We start from the raw sequence: 16,347 nt of genomic DNA, 5'->3' as shown, positions 1-16,347 counted from the left end.
CCGTGCCCGCCGGGTAGGCGAGCGCCGCCGGGCGGTCCGGCTGGTCCTGGACGAGGGGGCCGCGGCGCCAGTGGAAGGTGGGCCGCAGGATCAGCCCGCGCCCGCCGAGCCGGATCTCCCGTACGCCTGGAACGCCCGGCAGGGGCCATTCCCAGACGCCGTCGCGCAGCCGTGAGCCGGGGGCCAGGGCGGTCAGGGCAGGGCCGAGGCCCTGCTCGGTGACCGTGAGGGCGTAGCGGGCGAATTCTGCCCGGTGCAGGTCCTGGACCAGGGGCCACACCGGCGCGAGGACGGACTGGTACGCCGACCGCTGGGCCCGGCCGAGTGTCCGCCAGGCGTCGACGTCCCCGGTATACAGTGCGCGGATCCACGGCGGGGCCGGACGTGTCGCGTACACCTGCTCGATCCCGGCCCGTACGAACTCCGGGCGGGCCGACCTGATCAGCGTGAAGCCCTCGTCCGGCGTGTCGCCGAGGACGTCGAGGAAGGCGGGGGCCACCCCACCCGGTGCCAGGTCCGCGAGCGGTTCGACCGTGCGCGGCAGGCTGCGCAGCAGCCGGTGCCGCCAGCGCCCGAACAGTGGTTCCGGGGAGCCCAGCATCATCAGGGCCGCGTGCAGCTCGGGTACGGGCGACGGCCGTGGCGCGAACCGCACCCGGGCGAGATCGTCCGCCGTGAAGTGGATCCGGATCACGCACATCCCCCCGCTCCGCGCCAGCCTTTCGGGGCCGGTCGAATGTTTCGCCATGGCACAGAGGCCACTTCCAGGATGCCGTCCATGGCTTCTTTCCTCACGCCCGGTCGGCGGTTGTTCGCCAAGGCAGCCCTCGCCGCGGCCGCTGTCCCGGTCTCCGCCGCCGCGTCGGCCCTGCGTCTCCCGGCGCCCCAAGGGCCGTACGCCGTCGGTGCCTTGACGCTGCACCTGGTCGATCCCTCCCGCAACGACCCGTGGGAGCCCCGGATCGGCGTTCGTGAGCTCATGGTCACCGTCCTGCGGCCCGTCGCCGCCGGACGCGGCTCGCGCTGTTCACGGAGATCGGTCCGCTGATGCATCCGCAGCTGCCGGCGGCCGGAGTCGACTGGGCGGCCACGCTCACCCATGCCCGGACCGGTGCTCCGCCCCTGCCCGGTCGGCGCCCCGTGCTGCTCTACAGCCCCGGTGGGGGCGACGCACGCACGATGGGCGCCTCCCTCGCGGTGGACCTCGCCTCATACGGCTGGACGGTCCTCACCGTCGATCACCCCGGGGACGCGAGCGAGGTGGAGTTCCCCGACGAGCGGCCGGGCCGCGAACGGGTCCGGCCGACCGCGTTGCACGGGCCCCCCGACGCGCCCGCCTTCCGCACCATGATCGACACCCGGGTCGCCGACCTCCGCTTCGTCCTCGACGCCCTCGGCCTCACCCGGGTCGGGGTCTACGGGCACTCCGCGGGCGGCACCGCTGCCGCGCAGGCGCTCCACGAGGACCGGCGGATCGCCGCCGTGGTCAATCTGGAGGGGTATCTCGACCAGATGGACGGCGAACTCCTGCCGGTGGCCCGGCAGGGGACGGACCGGCCGCTGCTCCTGGTCGGCACCGACGGTTTCCGTGACGCCCAGCTGGACCGGTCCTGGGTAGCGCTCCTCGCTCACGCGGGCCCCGTTGCCCGGCGGCAGCTCGACGACACCGCGCACTGGGTCTTCACCGACTACGCGGCGCTCGTCCCCCAGCTTCACAGGGCCGGTCTGATGACCGCTGCCGGACGCGCCGCCATGGTCGGGCGGGCGGACCCACGGGGCACCGTGCCCGCCGTTCGCCGCCTCGTACGGTCCTTCTTCGCCCGCCATCTGCCGAGGTGAGCGCCGCCCCCGCGGAACGAACGCAGCATTATCCCGCCGAGTGGGCGCCTATTGCGGGAAAGGGCGTCGAATGCCGTACGGAAATGTGGCCGCACCGTTCGCCGCCATCGTGCCTCTCGCCCATTTCCTTTTGGCGTTTTGGGTGCAGCGACCGTGACACCAAGACTGCCCGTCGGTGCTGACGAATCGCTGTTGATTCACTAACGCGTCACTAACGAAAATCGGGCGTCTTTTGCGATGTTGCGCGATATGGAAAATCAATGCAGGGTACGTGGCGAACCCTCAGAACAGCGGCTGCGAGAGGTCGTTGCCTCCGCCACCTAGGAAGGCCCCATGCCCACAAGCACGATTACCCGTTCACGCCGCCGCGGCCCGGCGTTTCTCGTATCGCTCATGGCCGCTTGCACCGCTCTTTTCCTCACGTCGTGCAGCGGTGCCCCCTCGCAGGACAGCGAGCAGACCGGAAAGGGCGCGGTGAGCAACAACGCGGCGCCCGGGCAGGCGCCCGGGGAGAAGGCCGACGCCAAGCCGCTGGGGGACGGCGGGGCGCTGTATCCGCGGGCGGTCCGGCTGCGGCACAGCGGGGAGGCGAACGGGCGTGTGCTCGCCTCGTCCGTCTCGCACAAGGGCGGCGACGGCGTCGGGGAGATTCAGGAGAGCACCGATGGTGGCGGGAGCTTCCGCCATGTGGGGACCGTCTCGGACGAGAAGGCCGCGGACGGCAAGGGGCTGTGCTGCGCCACGCTCTACGAGCTGCCGCAGCAGGTCGGCGACATGCCCGCCGGGACGCTGCTGTGGGCGGCGTCGTTCGGGCAGGACGAGAAGCCGGAGCCCCGGATGACGATCCGGGTGTTCAAGAGCACCGATCACGGACGGAACTGGAGCCCTCTGTCGACGGTCGCCACCGCGCCGAACGCCAAGGGGCTGTGGGAGCCGGAGTTCTCCATCGACGCCCAGGGGAACCTGGTCTGCCACTACTCCGACGAGACCGATCCGCGCCACAGTCAGAAGCTCGTCGCCGTACGGTCGAAGGACGGCGTCTCGTGGAGCGGGCCCCGCGAGACCGTGACCAGCAAGCTGGAGTCCGACCGGCCCGGGATGGCGGTCGTGCGGAAGCTGCCGAACGGGACGTACGTCATGACGTACGAGATCTGCGCGGCCGGAGGCAAGTACGCGTGCGTGGCGCATCTGCGGACGTCTCGCGACGGGTGGGACTGGGGCGACCCGGCCGACCTGGGCACCCGGGCGGAGACGGAGGACGGGAAGTACTTCCTGCACGCGCCGAATCTGGCCTGGGCGCCGGAGGAGGGGAATCCGCAGGGCAAGCTGCTGCTGGTCGGTCAGGCGATGTACCACAAGGACGGCGGCCGGGCCGACGGCAGCGGACGCACGATCTGGATCAACAGCAAGGGCGGGGAAGGGGCGTGGCGCGAGATCCCGGCGCCAGTCGCCGTGAAGTCCGACAAGCTGGACTCCTGCCCCAACTACAGCTCCAGCCTGCTGCCGTCGGAGGACGGCCGCGAGGTGCTGGAGATCGCGACCGACTATGACGGTGGGGTCTGCCGACCGTACTTCGCCACCGGGGGGTCGTAAGACACGTCGGGCACCGCCACATCAAGTGGCGGTGCCCGTTCCCCTCAGTTCTCCGGGCGGAACTTCGCGATCGGGTTCCGGAGCGTGCCGATCAGCTGGAGCGCGCCCGCCGGGTCCTGGAGGTCGACCATCTCGCGGTTGTTGCGCAGCTGGAGCCGGTTGAGGCAGGACAGCGCGAAGTCCTCACCGAACATGTCGTACTGCTGGAACTTGTCCGCGAGGTGCGGCATCGCGTCCTGGTAGCCCTGGACCGAGGCGGCGACCGTCTGCCAGAAGGTGTCCTCCTCGAGCAGTCCGTCCGACACCAGGATGCCGTTGAGGAAGCGCAGGAAGCAGTCGAAGACGTCGGTGAAGACGGACAGCAGTTTCTTGTCCTCGGGGACGTCCGCGCGGATGCGCTCGACGGCCGGGGGCAGGACCGCTTCCGGGTCCAGGACGGCGATCTCCTCGGCGATGTCCTTGAAGATGACGCGCTGTACGGCGCCGCCCTCGATGACCAGGATGACGTTCTCGCCGTGCGGCATGAACACCAGGTCGTACGCGTAGAAGCTGTGCAGGACCGGGGTGAGGTAGGCGTCCAGGTAGCCGCGGAGCCAGGCCGCCGGGGTGAGGCCGGATTCCTCGATGAGGGCGCTGACGAACGAGCCGCCGTCGGCGTCGGTGTGGAGGAGGGAGGCCATGGTGGCGAGGCGCTGGCCGGGTTCCAGGGACGGAACGGGGCTCTCGCGCCACAGGGCGGCGAGCATCTTCCGGTACGGGGAGTACCGGTTGGTGGCGGCCTCGTACTGGCGGTGGTGGTAGCCGATGGCGGCCCGCTCGCGGATGATCGAGAAGCGGGCGGCCTGGAAGACGTCGTCGGAGGCGATGACGCCCGCCAGCCAGTCGTTGATCGCCGGGGTGGCCTCCATGTAGGCGGCCGAGAGGCCCCGCATGAAGCCCATGTTGAGGACCGACAGGGCGGTCTTCACATAGTGCTTGGACGGGTGGCTGGAGTTGAAGAACGTACGGATCGACTGCTGCGCGAGGTACTCGTCCTCGCCGGTGCCGAGCCAGACCAGCCGCTGCTGGGCGACCTCAGCGGCGAAGCTGACGGACAGCTTGTTCCACCACTGCCAGGGGTGCACCGGCAGCAGGTGGTAGTCGGCGATGTCGAGGCCCTGGCCGCTGAGGGTGTCCGCGAAGCGGGTCCGGGTCTCCTCGCTCAGCTCGTCGCGCACCAGCGCGTCGTAGTCGATGTCGGAGGAGGCGGTGAAGGTGGAGTGGTCGCGGTGCGCGGCCAGCCAGACCAGCTGGACGGGGCTCGCGGTCTCCGGGGCGTACGAGAGGTACTCGTGGATGCCGAAGCCGAGCCGGCCGTTGTTGGCGACGAAGCAGGGGTGGCCCTCGGTCATCCCCGTCTCGATGTCCTGGAAGCCGGACTTGGCGAGCTGGGCCGCGCCGACCGGCTCGGCGGCCAGTTTGTAGGCCGTACCGGAGAGGGTGGAGCTGATCTCCTCCAGGTAGACGGGGAGGATGTCGTCGCTGAGGCCGAGGGTGCCGCGCAGCTCGATGAAGAAGTCGAGGGCGTCCAGCGGGCGCTGCGCGCCGTCCTGGCCGTGGCGGGTGATGCTGTCCGCGTCGACCAGCCAGTGGTCCAGGGTGAGGACGCGGGCGGCGAAGCGGTAGGTCACCGTGCCGTCGTCGCTGGGGACGGCATAGCGGCCGTCACCGTCGAGTTCGGGCTTCAGCAGGCGCTCGTGCGTGAATTCGGCGAGGGCTTTGCGTATGAGGAGGCGGCCCGCCCGCTCCCACAGTTCGGGGGTGAGGTGGGCGACGGCATCGCGGGGGCTCATCGGAATACTCCTTGGGCGGCGCGCGCGGCGACGAAGCGCTCGCGCGTGCAGGTACTGAGGTAGGCGTCCTTCTCCGGCTTGACGATCTTCTCGACGACGTCGAAGCCGACCGCCGCGTTCAGCGCGTGCACCGCGTCGTTGCGGACGTCGGGTTCGACGACGACGCGCCGTACGGCGGGGTCGCCGAAGCAGAACTCCATGACGGTGGTGATCACGGCGAGGGTGAAGCCGTGCACCGGGGTGTCGGTCGGCGCGCACAGGAAGTGCATGCCCACGTCGCCCTTGCGGGGCTCGTACAGCCCCTTCAGCTCGACCTCGGCCGGGTTGTAGCGCTCGGCGAGGAAGGCGGGGTCGCCCTCGTGCAGGCCGATGAAGGCTTCGTGGTGCGGGTGGTCGGCGATCCTGCGGTACTCGGCCTCGGTGTCGGCGAGGCTCGCGTCCTGCATCATCCAGTAGGACGCCTTGGGGTGGGTCACCCAGCGGTGCAGCAGCGCGGCGTCCGTCCCCGGGCCGAGGGTGCGCAGGGCGAAGTGGCCGAGGCGGTCGTCGTGGCGTTCGAAGACGGTTTCGAAGGCGGTCATGTCAGGGGTCCCTCCGGCGCGCCGAACTCCTGGAAGGCGATCGACTTCTCGACCGGGTAGTGCTCGCGGCCCAGCAGCTCGCGGATGATCCAGGAGTTGCGGTACGGGCCCATGCCCAGGTCGGGGGAGGTGAGGCTGTGCGCCTGGGTGGCACCGTTCTGGAGGAAGATGCCGCGGCCGGTGGTGTCGATGCTGTAGTTGCGGGCGACGTCGAAGCGGCCGTGGTCGTCCCAGCGGATGCGGTCGCGCACCGGCTCCAGGAAGGCGGGCACCTGGTAGCGGTAGCCGGTGGCGAGGACGAGGCCCTGGGTGGTGAGGGAGAAGTCGCGCTCCTGCTCCTCGTGGCGCAGCCCGAGGGTGTACGTACCGGTGGACTCGTCGTACGAGGCGTCCGCGAGCGACGTGTTGGTGAGCAGCCGGGTCGGCACCGGTCCGTCCAGGCTCTGCTGGTAGAGCAGATCGTAGATGGAGTTGATCAGGTCCGCGTCGATGCCCTTGAACAGGCCCTTCTGCTCGGACTCCAGCCGGTAGCGGGTGTCCTCGGGGAGGGCGTGGAAGTAGTCCACGTACTCCGGCGAGGTCATCTCCAGCGTGAGTTTGGTGTATTCGAGCGGGAAGAAGCGCGGGGAGCGGGTCACCCAGTTGAGGCGGTAGCCGTGGCTGCCGATGTCGGCCAGCAGGTCCTGGTAGATCTCGGCCGCGCTCTGCCCGCTGCCGACGATCGTGATGGACTCCTTGGCCTGGAGCGCCTCCTTGTGCTCCAGGTAGCGCCCGTTGTGCAGCAGGTCGCCGCCGAGGCCCTGGCAGGTCTCCGGGATGAAGGGCGGGGTGCCGGTGCCGAGCACCAGATGGCGGGCGCGGTGTTCGGTGGTCTCGCCGGTGGGGCGCTGGGAGCGCACGGTGTAGAGGCCGTCGGCCTCGTCGTACGTGATGCTCGTGACCTCGTGGCCGAAGCGGACGCTGGAGAGCTTCCCGGCCGCCCAGCGGCAGTACTTGTTGTACTCGGCGCGCAGCGGATAGAAGATCTCGCGGATGTAGAACGAGTACAGCCGCCCGGATTCCTTCAGGTAGTTGAGGAAGGAGTACGGGGAGGTCGGGTCGGCCAGGGTGACGAGGTCGGCCATGAACGGGGTCTGGAGGGTGACGCCGTCCAGCAGCATGCCCGGATGCCAGTCGAAGTCGGGCTTGCTCTCCAGGAACAGGCCGTCGAGTTCCTCGATCGGCTCGGTGAGGCAGGCGAGGCCCAGGTTATAGGGGCCGAGCCCGACGGCGACGAAGTCGTATATGTGCGGGGTGGACACGGTGGTTCTCCGAGGGGGACGTGCGGTCAGCGGCTCAGCTGGCGCGGGAGTGGCTGAGTTCGGGCTCGATGTGCAGGGCCAGGTACTGACCGGCGTGCTCGGCGAGGAGGTCGAGGACGAACGCGATGTCGCGCAGCGACGTCTCCGGGTTGAGCAGCGTGAACTTCAGGTAGTGACGGCCGTCCACGACGGTCCCGGCCACCACCGCCTCGCCCGAGGCGGCCAGGGCCTCGCGGGCGTGCAGATTGGCGCGGTCGACGAGGTCCGCGTCGGAGTCGTCCCCGGGCACGTAGCGGAAGACGAGCGTGGACAACTGCGGCTCGGTGACCACCTCGTACCGCGGGTCGGTGTCCAGCAGGTTCCAGGCTTCGGCGGCCCGGTCGACGACCTCGTCGAAGAGCGACCCGACCGCGTCCGCGCCCATGATGCGCAGGGTCAGCCACAGTTTCAGCGCATCGAAGCGGCGGGTGGTCTGGATGGACTTGTCGACCTGGTTGGGGATGAGCTTCTCGACGCTGCGCTCGGGGTTCAGATAGTCCGCGTGGTACGTGGCGTGGCTGAGCGTGACGCGGTCGCGGACCAGGACGGCGCTGGAGCTGACCGGCTGGAAGAACGACTTGTGGTAGTCCACGGTGACGGAGTCGGCGCGCTCGATGCCGTCCAGCAGATGGCGGCGGGTGGGGGAGGCCAGCAGCCCGCAGCCGTACGCGGCGTCCACGTGCATCCAGGAGCCGTGCCGCGAGCACAGCTCGGCGATCTCGGGCAGCGGGTCGATGGAGCCGAAGTCGGTGGTCCCGGCGGTCGCGACGACGGCCATGACCACCTGGTTCTCCTGGCGGCAGCGGTCGAGTTCGCGGGCCAGGGCGACGGTGCGCATGCGCCGGTCCTGGTCGCAGGGGATCGAGACGACGGCCTCGTAGCCGAGCCCCAGGATGGCGGCGGATTTCTTCACGGAGAAGTGGCTGGCCTGGGAGGTGAGGATGCGCAGCCGCGGCAGGATCTCGGACTTCGGGGGGACGGGCTCCCCGGCCGCGGCGGCTTCCTTCTCGACCAGCTTGCACGCCTCGTCGCGCGCCAGCAGCAGCGCGTGGAGGTTTGACTGGCTGCCGCCGCTGGTGAAGATGCCGTCGGCGGCCTCGCCGAGCCCGATGCGCTCGGCGGTCCAGTCGATCAGCCGCCGCTCGATCAGGGTGCCGCCCGCGCTCTGGTCCCAGGTGTCGAGGGAGGAGTTGACGGCCGAGAGGACCGCCTCGCCGAGCAGCGCCGGGATGACCACGGGGCAGTTGAGGTGGGCGAGGTAGCGCGGGTGGTGGAAGTAGACGGCGTCCTTGAGGTAGACCCGCTCCAGTTCCCTCAGCGCGGCGCGCGGGTCGCCCAGCGGTTGTTCCAGGTCGATGCCGGAGATCTCGGGTGCCAGTTCACCAGGGGTGACGCCGGTGAACGGACGGTCGGTGCGGGCGACGGTGGAGGCCACCAGGCCGACGCCGTCGGTCACGGAGCGCCGGTAGCTCTCCGCCGTACGGTCGTTGAAGAGGTGGGTCCTGCCATCCGCCGCCCCGGTTATCGACTCCGGCGACGGGTCCTCAGCGGTCTGCGCGAGGAAACTCACGGTCTGTCCTTCCTGGAGCATGCGGGCGCGCGGGTGTGGGCGCGCCTGCGGGCGTGCTTGTGGGGGTGGGCGCTGTGGGGGTGGGCGCCGTGGGGTGGGAGCGGGCATGCCGGGTCGCCGGCCGGGGGAGCCGGGCGCGCGGTGGCGCGCCTCGGCGTCGGGAATCCCGTCGGCCAGTTGATTGAAGGGGGGAGTGGGTTCAGCGAGCGGTCAGGGGGAGAGGGCGCCGGTCAGTCGTCGGACTTCGGGCCGGTGCCGCTCACGGCCTCCTCGACGAGCTGTTCCTCACAGGTGCCGAGCCGCCAGTAGCCGGTGAAGGTCACCGCTTTGCGCTCGAAGCCGCGTTCGCGCACCAGGTGGCGGCGCATCTCCTTGACGGTTCCGGCCTCGCCCGCGATCCAGGCGTACGGGGTGCCGGAGGGCAGCTGGGTGGCGCGTACGTCGTCCAGCAGCAGGGCGGAGCGCGGGGAGCCGGGGGTGGCGCCGTCCCGGACCAGCCAGGTGATCTCGGCGTCGGCCTCGGTGTGCAGTTCCTGCATGTCCTCGGCGTGCTGCACCTCGATCCACACCTTCGCCGGGGTGCCGGCGGGCAGCCAGTCGAGGATGCCGGCGACGGCGGGCAGCGCGGTCTCGTCTCCGGAGATCAGCACCCAGTCGGTGCCGGAGGGCGGCCGGAAGTCGACGCCGCCGTTGTCCTCGACGACCGGGCCCAGCAGGGTGACGCGGTCGCCGCTCTCGGCGCGCGCGGCCCAGCGGGCGGCCGGGCCGCCGTCGTGGTGCAGCGCGAAGTCGACGTCGATCTCGTCGGGTTCGCGGCGCTGCTCGCGCACGGTGTACGAGCGCATGATGCCGCGGACGGCCGGGTCCATCTTCCGCCAGCTGGCGAACCAGCCGTCGCCGTCCTCGACCGGAACGACCGGCGCGGGCTGGCCGGGGTGCGGCAGGAACAGTTTGAAGCGCTGGTCGCGGCCGCCGGCGGCGAAGTCCCCGAGGCCGGTGCCGCTGAAGGTGATCCGGGACATGGACGGTCCGAGCGCCCGGGTCCGTACGACGTGCGCGTCGAAGAAGCGGAACGGTACGGCGGTGGAGGGGCGGGTGGTGGTGGCTGCGGTGGTCATGGGAGCGACGTCTTCCCTTCGCTTGCCTTAGGTCAGCGCCGGTGGGCCGGTCGGGCGCGTCAGCTGACCTTCTTCGCGTCCTGGATGGCCTTGGTGAGGGACTCGATGAGCGGAGCAGCACCGGCGTAGGAGAAGCGCGGCTCACTGCTCCAGGGCGTGATCTGGTCCGCCTTGACGGCGGGCAGTTTCGACCACGTCGGCTTGGACTTCAGGGCGCCCGGCTGGAGGGTCGCGGTGCGGTTGTCCAGGAACAGCACATCGGCGTCGTACTTGTCGGCGTTCTCCCAGCTCAGGCTCTCGAAGTAGCCGCCCTTGTCGGGCTTCTGAGGCTGTACGAGGTCGACGCCCAGCTCCTTGAAGTACATCAGGTCGGCGCTGATCTCCGGGTTGGAGACATAGAAGAGATCGGCGCTGGCGGAGCAGGCCATGACCCGGATCTTGTGCGACTTGACGGTTTTGCGCAGTTCCTCGGACGCCTTCTCGAAGCGCGCCTTGGCGTCGGTGACCTTCTTGGCCTTGAGGTCGGCGCCCAGCGCCTCGGCGAGCGCGGCGTAGCGCTTGATGGGCTCCAGCATGGAGACCCGGCCGGTGGTGATGGCGCAGCTGGGGGCCAGTTCGAGGATCTTCTTCTTGCTGTCGTCCGGGATGTAGAAGAGCGCGCCCGGGTCGAACATGTTGGTGATCAGCAGATCGGGGCTGAGCGAGGCGTACTTCTCGACGTTGAACTGGCCCCAGGTCTGGCCGAGGCTGGTCAGCCGGTCGACGTCGATGTCCCCGGCCTGCGGGTCCGGCTTGCCGTTCTTGAGCTTGGTCGGGCCGAAGACGCCGGTGATCTGCTTGTCGATGCCGAAGTCGTAGAGCGCGGCCGCCGCGGCGACGTACGTGACGATGTGCTGGGGAGGGCCATCGTTGGTGATCTTCTTCTTGCGGTCGTCGGTGAACGACCAGGAGCCGCCGCCCTTTTCACCGCCGGAGCCCGAACCGCCCTTGCCGCCGCAGGCGGTGACGAGGGCTCCGAGTCCGGTGGCGCCGCCCGCGGCGAGGAGGCCGCGGCGGGAGAGCGGGAGTTCTCTGGCGTGGCGCATGGACCGCATGGTGGTGCCTTTTCTCACGACGTACGGGGACGGTGCCCAGGGGACGTCACCCCGAAGGCGTACTTAGGTTAGCCTAACCAACCCGTTTGTCCAGTGGGCGGGGGCACCCGGTCCCATTATTTGAGAGGCGTGAGCGGTCGTTCAGCGCTGTTTCACAGGGGCGTCACAGGTCCAGCACCAGCTTCGGACCCCGGCAGCGTGAGACGCAGATCATCATCGTCTCGCCCGACGAGCGCTCCTCGTCGGTGAGTACGGAGTCGCGGTGGTCCACCTCTCCCTCGATGACATCCGTCTCGCACGTACCACACGTGCCCTCTTCGCAGGAGTACAAAACCGGCACCCCCGCCTCCTCCAGGGTACGCAGCACGCTCTGCCCGGGTTTGACGGTGAGGGAGCGTCCGGAACGGTCGAGGATCACTTCGAAACCGCCGGAGTCCGCCTGCTGCGCCTCGCCGTTGGCGTCGGTCTCGTCGCTCTCGTCCGCCGGACGGGGCTGGAATCGCTCGGTGCGCAGCGCGCCCGCGGGCCAGGCGCGGCACCGCTCCTCCGCGACCCGCAGCAGCGGTTCCGGGCCGCAGCAGTAGACCAGGGTGCCGGGGTCGGGCTCGCCGAGATACGCGGCGAGGTCGAGCAGCCCCGCCTCGTCCTGCGGCACCAGCCGCGCCTTCTCACCGTAGGCGTCGGCCAGTTGGTCCGCGAAGGCCATGGAGGCGCGGGTGCGCCCGCCGTACAGCAGCGTCCAGTCGGCGCCCGCGGCCTCGGCGGCGGCCGTCATCGGGAGGATCGGGGTGATGCCGATGCCGCCCGCGATGAACAGATAACGGGCGGCCGGGCGCAGCGCGAAGTGGTTGCGGGGGCCGCGTACCCGCACCCGCGCGCCCTCGGTGAGGGTCTCGTGGACCCGGGCGGAACCGCCGCGTCCGTCGGGTACGCGCAGCACCGCGATCCGCCAGGACGCGGCGTCCGCCGGGTCCCCGCACAGCGAGTACTGGCGGACCAGCCCGTCGTCGAGGACGAGGTCGACATGGGCGCCGGGCTCCCAGCCGGGCAGCTCGTGGCCCGCCGGATGACGGAGTGTGAGTGTCACCACGTCCGGCGTCGCGTCGGCCCTGGCGGCCACCAGCAGGGTGTCGTCGTACGGGTGGCCTTCGGTGACCTCGTGGCCTTCGGCGGCGCTGCTCACTCGGCGGTGCCTTTCTGTAGGGGAGCGGGGCTGTGTCCGTCGGGGTGCGCGAGCATCCACTGCCACAGCTCGACCGGGTCCTCGGCGGAGTGCTCCGCTCCGCAGTGGCAGACGCCGTGCAGCACGTCGGTGCCCGGCAGCCAGTCGATGCGGTAGACCTCGGCGGTGTTCATGGGGCGGCCACCGTCGCGGGCGGTGTGGTGGTGCGCTGCTCACCGGTGCGCTGCTCGCCCTCGGCGGCGAGGCGGGCCAGGATGCGGCGCGCGGCCAGGCCGCCGGTGTCGATGTTGATGCTCAGCTCCTGGTAGCCCTCGCGCTCGGTGTCCAGCGCCTTCTGGAGCAGGTTCAGCGCGTCCACGTCCTGCCGCACCACGGTGCGGTTGAAGTCGTGCAGGAAGGTGGTGACTTCGTCGTCGTCCTGCGCGAAGTCCCGGGATACGGCCCAGAAGTCGTAGACGGTCTGGTCGGTGGAGGGCGTGATGGCGTACGTGATCTCCACATGGAAGGCGTTCGGATCGGAACCGTCGGCCTCCGGCAGCACCCCGGCCGGGGCGATGCGGCTGTGCAGCAGATACAGACAGGGCGCGTGGTACTCGATGTCCTGCCAGCGGGTGATGCGGCCCTCGATGCCGGTGGAGCGTGCGTAGAACGGCGGGCATTCGGCGTCGTCCATGTGGCGGCTGACCCGCACGATGCCCGCGCCCTCGTCCACCTCGGTGGTGATGGGGGTCTCGGCGACCTCGGGGGTGCCGATGTAGCCGCCGTGGAGATACGTCTCGTGGGAGAGGTCCATCAGGTTGTCCACGAGCAGCCCGTAGCCCGCGTCGATCGGCTCCATGCCGCCGACCGTCGTCCAGCCCGGATCGGCGAGCCAGGGGGCGCGGGGGATCGCGGCCGGATCGGCGAGCGCCGGATCGCCGATCCACACCCAGACCAGCGAGTCCTGCTCGACGACGGGGTACGAGGCGACCCGGGCGGTGCGCGGGACGCGCTTCTGGCCGGGCACGAACACACAGGTGCCGGAGGTGTCGTAGGTGAAGCCGTGGTAACCGCAGACGACGTTGTCGCCGTCGAGGCGGCTGGCCGAGAGCGGATAGCGGCGGTGCACACAGCGGTCGGCGAGCGCGACGACGGTGCCGGTCGGCTCGTCGCTGTTCGGCTCGGTGCGGTAGAAGGCGATGGGCTCGTTGAGGATGGTGCGCGCCAGCAGCTCGCGGCCGACTTCCCGGCCGTAGGCGGCGACGTACCACTGGTTCCGTGCGAATGCGGTCATGCACAGCAGCGTGGTGACGCGGGTCACGCACGGGCAACGGCCCTTCCACTCAGTGGAAGGGCCGCCAGGGCGTTCCCCGATCAGCTGCCGAACTGCCAGAAGACCGAGTGGTCCAGCGTCATCAGGATGACCAGCAGGATCACGTCCGCGATCCCGAGCGCGATGCCGAGCAGCGCGCGGCCCCGGCGCTTGGTCTCCCGGGCGATCGCCAGCGTCCCGAGGACGATGGCGCAGGGCCCGAAGACCGCGTTGAAGAGGAGGGAGCCGATCAGGCCGAGCACGAACGAGGCGACGGCCATGCCGTCGGCGTCCTGGCGTGCGCGGACCGGCGAGGTGCGGGTGGGTGCGGTGAGTGCCATGGGTCAGCTCTCCTTGTGTCCGGTGCGTTCACGGATGAAGAAGATGAGCAGCCATGCGCCGATGACGCCGGAAGCGGCGAGGAAGACCGGGAGCGGGGTATGTGCCGCCGCGCCCAGCAGAACCCCCATCAGGGCGAGAGCCGCGACGATGAAGAGCATGTGAGCCTCTCTCATGGTGGTGGATCCGGGATGCGGATGCTCATTAAGTGAACAATTGGATTCACAACTGTTCACTGACATCTAGGCTACCCCCGCGTACGGCTGGCCAAGGTCGGCGAACACCTGTTTACTGGAATGATATGAGTCACACATGCGGGATCCGCGAGGCCCGTAAGCGCAAATCGCGCCGCGCGCTGCTCGATGCGGCGCTGGGGCTGCTGGAGGACCAGAGCCTCAGCAGTCTGGGTCTGCGGGAGCTGACCCGGGTGGTGGGCATGGCCCCGGCCGCCTTCTACCGGCACTTCCGGGACATGGCCGATCTGGGCGTCGCCCTGGTCGAGGAGTCCCTGGGCAGTCTTCAGGGCATGATCCGCGCGATCCTCGCCGAGCGGGACGGGGACGAGGAGCGGATCGACGCCGTGATGGAGGCGGTCGCCGAGCATGTGCGCCGCCACCCCACCCACATCCGCTTCATCGCGCGCGAACGGCACGGCGGGGTGCGGCCGGTACGGGAGGCGATCGGCGCCGAACTGGGCCTGCTGGTCGACGAGGTCGCCGCGGCCTTCGCGCCCCGGCTCACCCCGGCGGGCTGGCCGCCGGAGGACGTACGGATGCTGGCCGAGCTGTACGTCGACCGCATGGTGACGACGGCGACCGCGTTCATGGAGGCGCAGGAGGACGAGCGGGAGCGCGAGCGGATCGCCGACACCGCCCGTAAGCAGCTGCTGCTGATCAGCCTCGGGCGCCGGCACTGGCGCGACGCGTGACCTCGACGCGGTAGGCGCCGTCCGCGTCCCGACCGGTGACGTGGATGCGTACGCGCACGCCGTCCGCGCCCCCCTCGTACGTCTCGCCGGGGCCGAAGGCCGCGTCGCTGAGCCCGGGATGGACGTTGCGCTCCTGGGTGCAGCCGTGGCCGCCGGGGGAGCTGTCCAGGACGGTGACCGGGCCGCCGCCCGAGTCGACACGGGTGTCCACCCAGGTCACCAGGACGCCGGGCTTGCATACCGCCTCGTCGTTGCCGCCGCCGGTGCGCGCCTCCAGGGCGTATCCGGTGGAGTCCGAGACCGGGACGAAGACCAGCTTGGTGCCCTCCGGCCGGTGCAGCGGGGACAGCGCGTGCACCGTGGTGCCGGGGTGGGCGGCGCAGTCGACCTGGCGGATGCCGAGCCAGCCGAGCTTCCACTTGTGCCAGGCCAGCAGGTCGTTGCCGGCGCCCCAGTCCTCGGACATCACGTCCCAGTGGCCGACGTTGTCGCCGCCGCCGCGGGTGTAGAGGTCGGGCAGGCCGAAGACATGGCCGTTCTCGTGCGGAAGGACTCGGAAACCGGTCTTCCGCAGCGAACCGGAACCGTCGTCCTGGCGGCTGTAGACAAAGGAGACATTGGCCAGCGGAACCCCGTCCGCGGTCGGGGCGCGCTGGTTGTCGGCGTACGTCACGGAGAGCACGGCATGCGCGGCGGGAGGCCCGGCGTTGGGCGTGACCAGGATGTTCACCAGGTCGTAGCGGCGGAAGTCCACCTTGCCGTCGGCCGTTTTCGCTATGTCCGCGACCAGCTTGCGGTAGCCGGGCTCGAAGGGGCTGCCGCGCTTTATGCCGTACGAGCGGAACGAGTGCGGCATCCGCAGCCAGTGGTCGATCGGCATCGCGGGCCGGTAGTCGAGCCGTCCGTAGGAACTGCGGGCGAACCACCGTGAGGTCTGCGGGAAGAACTCCTCGAAGCGCTCGCGGGCCGTGCCCTTGCCGCGTACATCCGGAAAGTCGATCATCAGGTTGAGGGCGTTGACCGTCCCCGTACTGCGGCTGTAGCCGCGACTGGTGGGGATGCCCTCGGACATCTGGAGCCCGGGCCCGGGGGCGAGGGAGCACGGTTCCAGCGACCCGGCCCGCGCCGTGGTCACCGGCGCCGGGGCCCGCTTGGCTGCGGCCGGTTTGCCCGGACGCGGCATCGCCGCCGGGGCGACCACAGCGACCGTGAGCACGGTGGCGGTGATGAACGCGCTGCCTCGGCGGATCCTGCGTATTCGAGGGCGGAGGGCCTCGCGGGTCTGCTTCATTGCCGCCCACGGTGTGCCGGTGCACTCCGGGGCGCCCGTGCTGTGCGTCCGCGCGGGCGAAACGGCTGGGCCGATCGGGCGAAACGTACGCGATTCAGGTGTGAGGCAGGTCACCCCCGGACTGTGAAATTCCGGGGAGTGGTTCCCCGTTTAACCCGGTGATCGCACAAACGGGGACTGACTCCCCGGAAATGTTGAACCTCGAATCGTTCGATACCAGGACGATCGGACACGGAAGGGGGAGCTGCCATGGCCGGAGCCACCGCCGCACGCGCCGCGGATCGCGCAGGGCAGGCGCCACCCCGGCTGCGTGCCGACGCCCTGCGCAATCGGGAGCGGATCATCGGT

17 protein-coding genes are annotated in these 16,347 nt (G+C 70.2%); 4 read left to right on the top strand and 13 right to left on the bottom strand.

The window, feature by feature from the left end; all coding sequences use genetic code 11:
- The coding region (locus SSOG_RS53625) for an ArsR family transcriptional regulator (protein WP_208867356.1) at positions 1–700 on the bottom strand (700 nt) is incomplete at its 3' end.
- A gap of 78 nt (positions 701–778) precedes the next feature.
- Here SSOG_RS53625 and SSOG_RS57905 point away from each other — a divergent pair.
- From SSOG_RS57905 to SSOG_RS17660, 3 genes are all read left to right on the top strand, one after another.
- Positions 779–1,048, top strand: a complete 270-nt coding sequence (locus SSOG_RS57905) for a hypothetical protein (protein ID WP_342634302.1) — start codon at positions 779–781, stop codon at positions 1,046–1,048.
- The gene (locus SSOG_RS17665) at positions 1,048–1,839 is read left to right on the top strand and encodes an alpha/beta fold hydrolase (protein WP_342634301.1); all 792 of its coding nucleotides are present in this window, start codon (positions 1,048–1,050) and stop codon (positions 1,837–1,839) included. Before SSOG_RS57905 ends, SSOG_RS17665 begins: the two co-directional genes overlap by 1 nt.
- 393 nt (positions 1,840–2,232) lie before the next feature.
- Complete coding sequence (locus SSOG_RS17660; protein ID WP_106516410.1) at positions 2,233–3,432, top strand: sialidase/neuraminidase family protein; 1,200 nt, start codon at positions 2,233–2,235, stop codon at positions 3,430–3,432.
- Positions 3,433–3,476: 44 nt separating this feature from the next.
- Here SSOG_RS17660 and SSOG_RS17655 read toward each other — a convergent pair whose 3' ends face one another.
- The 11 genes from SSOG_RS17655 to SSOG_RS52380 all read right to left on the bottom strand — a co-directional run bounded on the left by SSOG_RS17655 (position 3,477) and on the right by SSOG_RS52380 (position 13,956).
- On the bottom strand, positions 3,477–5,264 hold the full coding sequence (locus SSOG_RS17655) for an IucA/IucC family protein (protein WP_009715603.1): 1,788 nt from the start codon (positions 5,262–5,264) through the stop codon (positions 3,477–3,479).
- A complete protein-coding gene (locus SSOG_RS17650; RefSeq protein ID WP_009715602.1) occupies positions 5,261–5,845 on the bottom strand; it encodes a GNAT family N-acetyltransferase in 585 nt (194 codons plus the stop codon). Before SSOG_RS17650 ends, SSOG_RS17655 begins: the two co-directional genes overlap by 4 nt.
- A complete protein-coding gene (locus tag SSOG_RS17645; protein ID WP_009715601.1) occupies positions 5,842–7,146 on the bottom strand; it encodes a lysine N(6)-hydroxylase/L-ornithine N(5)-oxygenase family protein in 1,305 nt (434 codons plus the stop codon). The genes SSOG_RS17650 and SSOG_RS17645 overlap by 4 nt, the downstream gene beginning before the upstream one ends.
- Positions 7,147–7,180: 34 nt before the next feature.
- Positions 7,181–8,755: a pyridoxal phosphate-dependent decarboxylase family protein gene (locus SSOG_RS17640; protein ID WP_009715600.1), complete on the bottom strand. Its 1,575-nt coding sequence runs from the start codon at positions 8,753–8,755 to the stop codon at positions 7,181–7,183.
- A gap of 230 nt (positions 8,756–8,985) precedes the next feature.
- The gene (locus tag SSOG_RS17635; protein WP_009715599.1) at positions 8,986–9,873 is read right to left on the bottom strand and encodes a siderophore-interacting protein; all 888 of its coding nucleotides are present in this window, start codon (positions 9,871–9,873) and stop codon (positions 8,986–8,988) included.
- 59 nt (positions 9,874–9,932) lie between these two features.
- On the bottom strand, positions 9,933–10,958 hold the full coding sequence (locus SSOG_RS17630) for an ABC transporter substrate-binding protein (RefSeq protein ID WP_039941265.1): 1,026 nt from the start codon (positions 10,956–10,958) through the stop codon (positions 9,933–9,935).
- 172 nt (positions 10,959–11,130) lie between these two features.
- On the bottom strand, positions 11,131–12,150 hold the full coding sequence (locus SSOG_RS17625) for a PDR/VanB family oxidoreductase (protein WP_009715597.1): 1,020 nt from the start codon (positions 12,148–12,150) through the stop codon (positions 11,131–11,133).
- The gene (locus tag SSOG_RS53620) at positions 12,147–12,323 is read right to left on the bottom strand and encodes a hypothetical protein (RefSeq protein WP_009715596.1); all 177 of its coding nucleotides are present in this window, start codon (positions 12,321–12,323) and stop codon (positions 12,147–12,149) included. The genes SSOG_RS17625 and SSOG_RS53620 overlap by 4 nt, the downstream gene beginning before the upstream one ends.
- The gene (locus SSOG_RS17620) at positions 12,320–13,423 is read right to left on the bottom strand and encodes an aromatic ring-hydroxylating dioxygenase subunit alpha (protein ID WP_009715595.1); all 1,104 of its coding nucleotides are present in this window, start codon (positions 13,421–13,423) and stop codon (positions 12,320–12,322) included. The genes SSOG_RS53620 and SSOG_RS17620 overlap by 4 nt, the downstream gene beginning before the upstream one ends.
- 80 nt (positions 13,424–13,503) lie before the next feature.
- The gene (locus tag SSOG_RS17615) at positions 13,504–13,782 is read right to left on the bottom strand and encodes a DUF4190 domain-containing protein (protein WP_009715594.1); all 279 of its coding nucleotides are present in this window, start codon (positions 13,780–13,782) and stop codon (positions 13,504–13,506) included.
- Positions 13,783–13,785: 3 nt separating this feature from the next.
- Positions 13,786–13,956, bottom strand: coding sequence for a hypothetical protein (locus tag SSOG_RS52380; protein ID WP_154685945.1), 171 nt, complete (start codon positions 13,954–13,956; stop codon positions 13,786–13,788).
- 125 nt (positions 13,957–14,081) lie between these two features.
- Here SSOG_RS52380 and SSOG_RS17605 point away from each other — a divergent pair, with 125 nt between their 5' ends.
- The gene (locus tag SSOG_RS17605; RefSeq protein WP_009715592.1) at positions 14,082–14,708 is read left to right on the top strand and encodes a TetR family transcriptional regulator; all 627 of its coding nucleotides are present in this window, start codon (positions 14,082–14,084) and stop codon (positions 14,706–14,708) included.
- Here SSOG_RS17605 and SSOG_RS17600 read toward each other — a convergent pair.
- On the bottom strand, positions 14,674–15,999 hold the full coding sequence (locus SSOG_RS17600; protein WP_039937936.1) for a M6 family metalloprotease domain-containing protein: 1,326 nt from the start codon (positions 15,997–15,999) through the stop codon (positions 14,674–14,676). The two genes, SSOG_RS17605 and SSOG_RS17600, sit on opposite strands and share 35 nt — an antisense overlap.
- Between the last annotated feature and the right edge of the window lie 348 nt (positions 16,000–16,347).

The sequence above is a fragment of the Streptomyces himastatinicus ATCC 53653 genome (assembly GCF_000158915.1).
In the GTDB taxonomy this organism is placed as follows: domain Bacteria; phylum Actinomycetota; class Actinomycetes; order Streptomycetales; family Streptomycetaceae; genus Streptomyces; species Streptomyces himastatinicus.
This window is presented reverse-complemented; position numbering and strand designations above follow the sequence as displayed.

What these genes read in the sequence shown, in the direction of transcription:
- SSOG_RS57905 (WP_342634302.1), top strand. Translation starts at nt 779, where the DNA reads ATGGCTTCTTTCCTCACGCCCGGTCGGCGGTTGTTCGCCAAGGCAGCC.
- SSOG_RS17665 (WP_342634301.1), top strand. Translation starts at nt 1,048, where the DNA reads ATGCATCCGCAGCTGCCGGCGGCCGGAGTCGACTGGGCGGCCACGCTC.
- SSOG_RS17660 (WP_106516410.1), top strand. Translation starts at nt 2,233, where the DNA reads ATGGCCGCTTGCACCGCTCTTTTCCTCACGTCGTGCAGCGGTGCCCCC.
- SSOG_RS17655 (WP_009715603.1), bottom strand. Translation starts at nt 5,264, where the DNA reads ATGAGCCCCCGCGATGCCGTCGCCCACCTCACCCCCGAACTGTGGGAG.
- SSOG_RS17650 (WP_009715602.1), bottom strand. Translation starts at nt 5,845, where the DNA reads ATGACCGCCTTCGAAACCGTCTTCGAACGCCACGACGACCGCCTCGGC.
- SSOG_RS17635 (WP_009715599.1), bottom strand. Translation starts at nt 9,873, where the DNA reads ATGACCACCGCAGCCACCACCACCCGCCCCTCCACCGCCGTACCGTTC.
- SSOG_RS17630 (WP_039941265.1), bottom strand. Translation starts at nt 10,958, where the DNA reads ATGCGCCACGCCAGAGAACTCCCGCTCTCCCGCCGCGGCCTCCTCGCC.
- SSOG_RS53620 (WP_009715596.1), bottom strand. Translation starts at nt 12,323, where the DNA reads ATGAACACCGCCGAGGTCTACCGCATCGACTGGCTGCCGGGCACCGAC.
- SSOG_RS17620 (WP_009715595.1), bottom strand. Translation starts at nt 13,423, where the DNA reads ATGACCGCATTCGCACGGAACCAGTGGTACGTCGCCGCCTACGGCCGG.
- SSOG_RS17615 (WP_009715594.1), bottom strand. Translation starts at nt 13,782, where the DNA reads ATGGCACTCACCGCACCCACCCGCACCTCGCCGGTCCGCGCACGCCAG.
- SSOG_RS52380 (WP_154685945.1), bottom strand. Translation starts at nt 13,956, where the DNA reads ATGAGAGAGGCTCACATGCTCTTCATCGTCGCGGCTCTCGCCCTGATG.
- SSOG_RS17605 (WP_009715592.1), top strand. Translation starts at nt 14,082, where the DNA reads ATGAGTCACACATGCGGGATCCGCGAGGCCCGTAAGCGCAAATCGCGC.
- SSOG_RS17600 (WP_039937936.1), bottom strand. Translation starts at nt 15,999, where the DNA reads ATGAAGCAGACCCGCGAGGCCCTCCGCCCTCGAATACGCAGGATCCGC.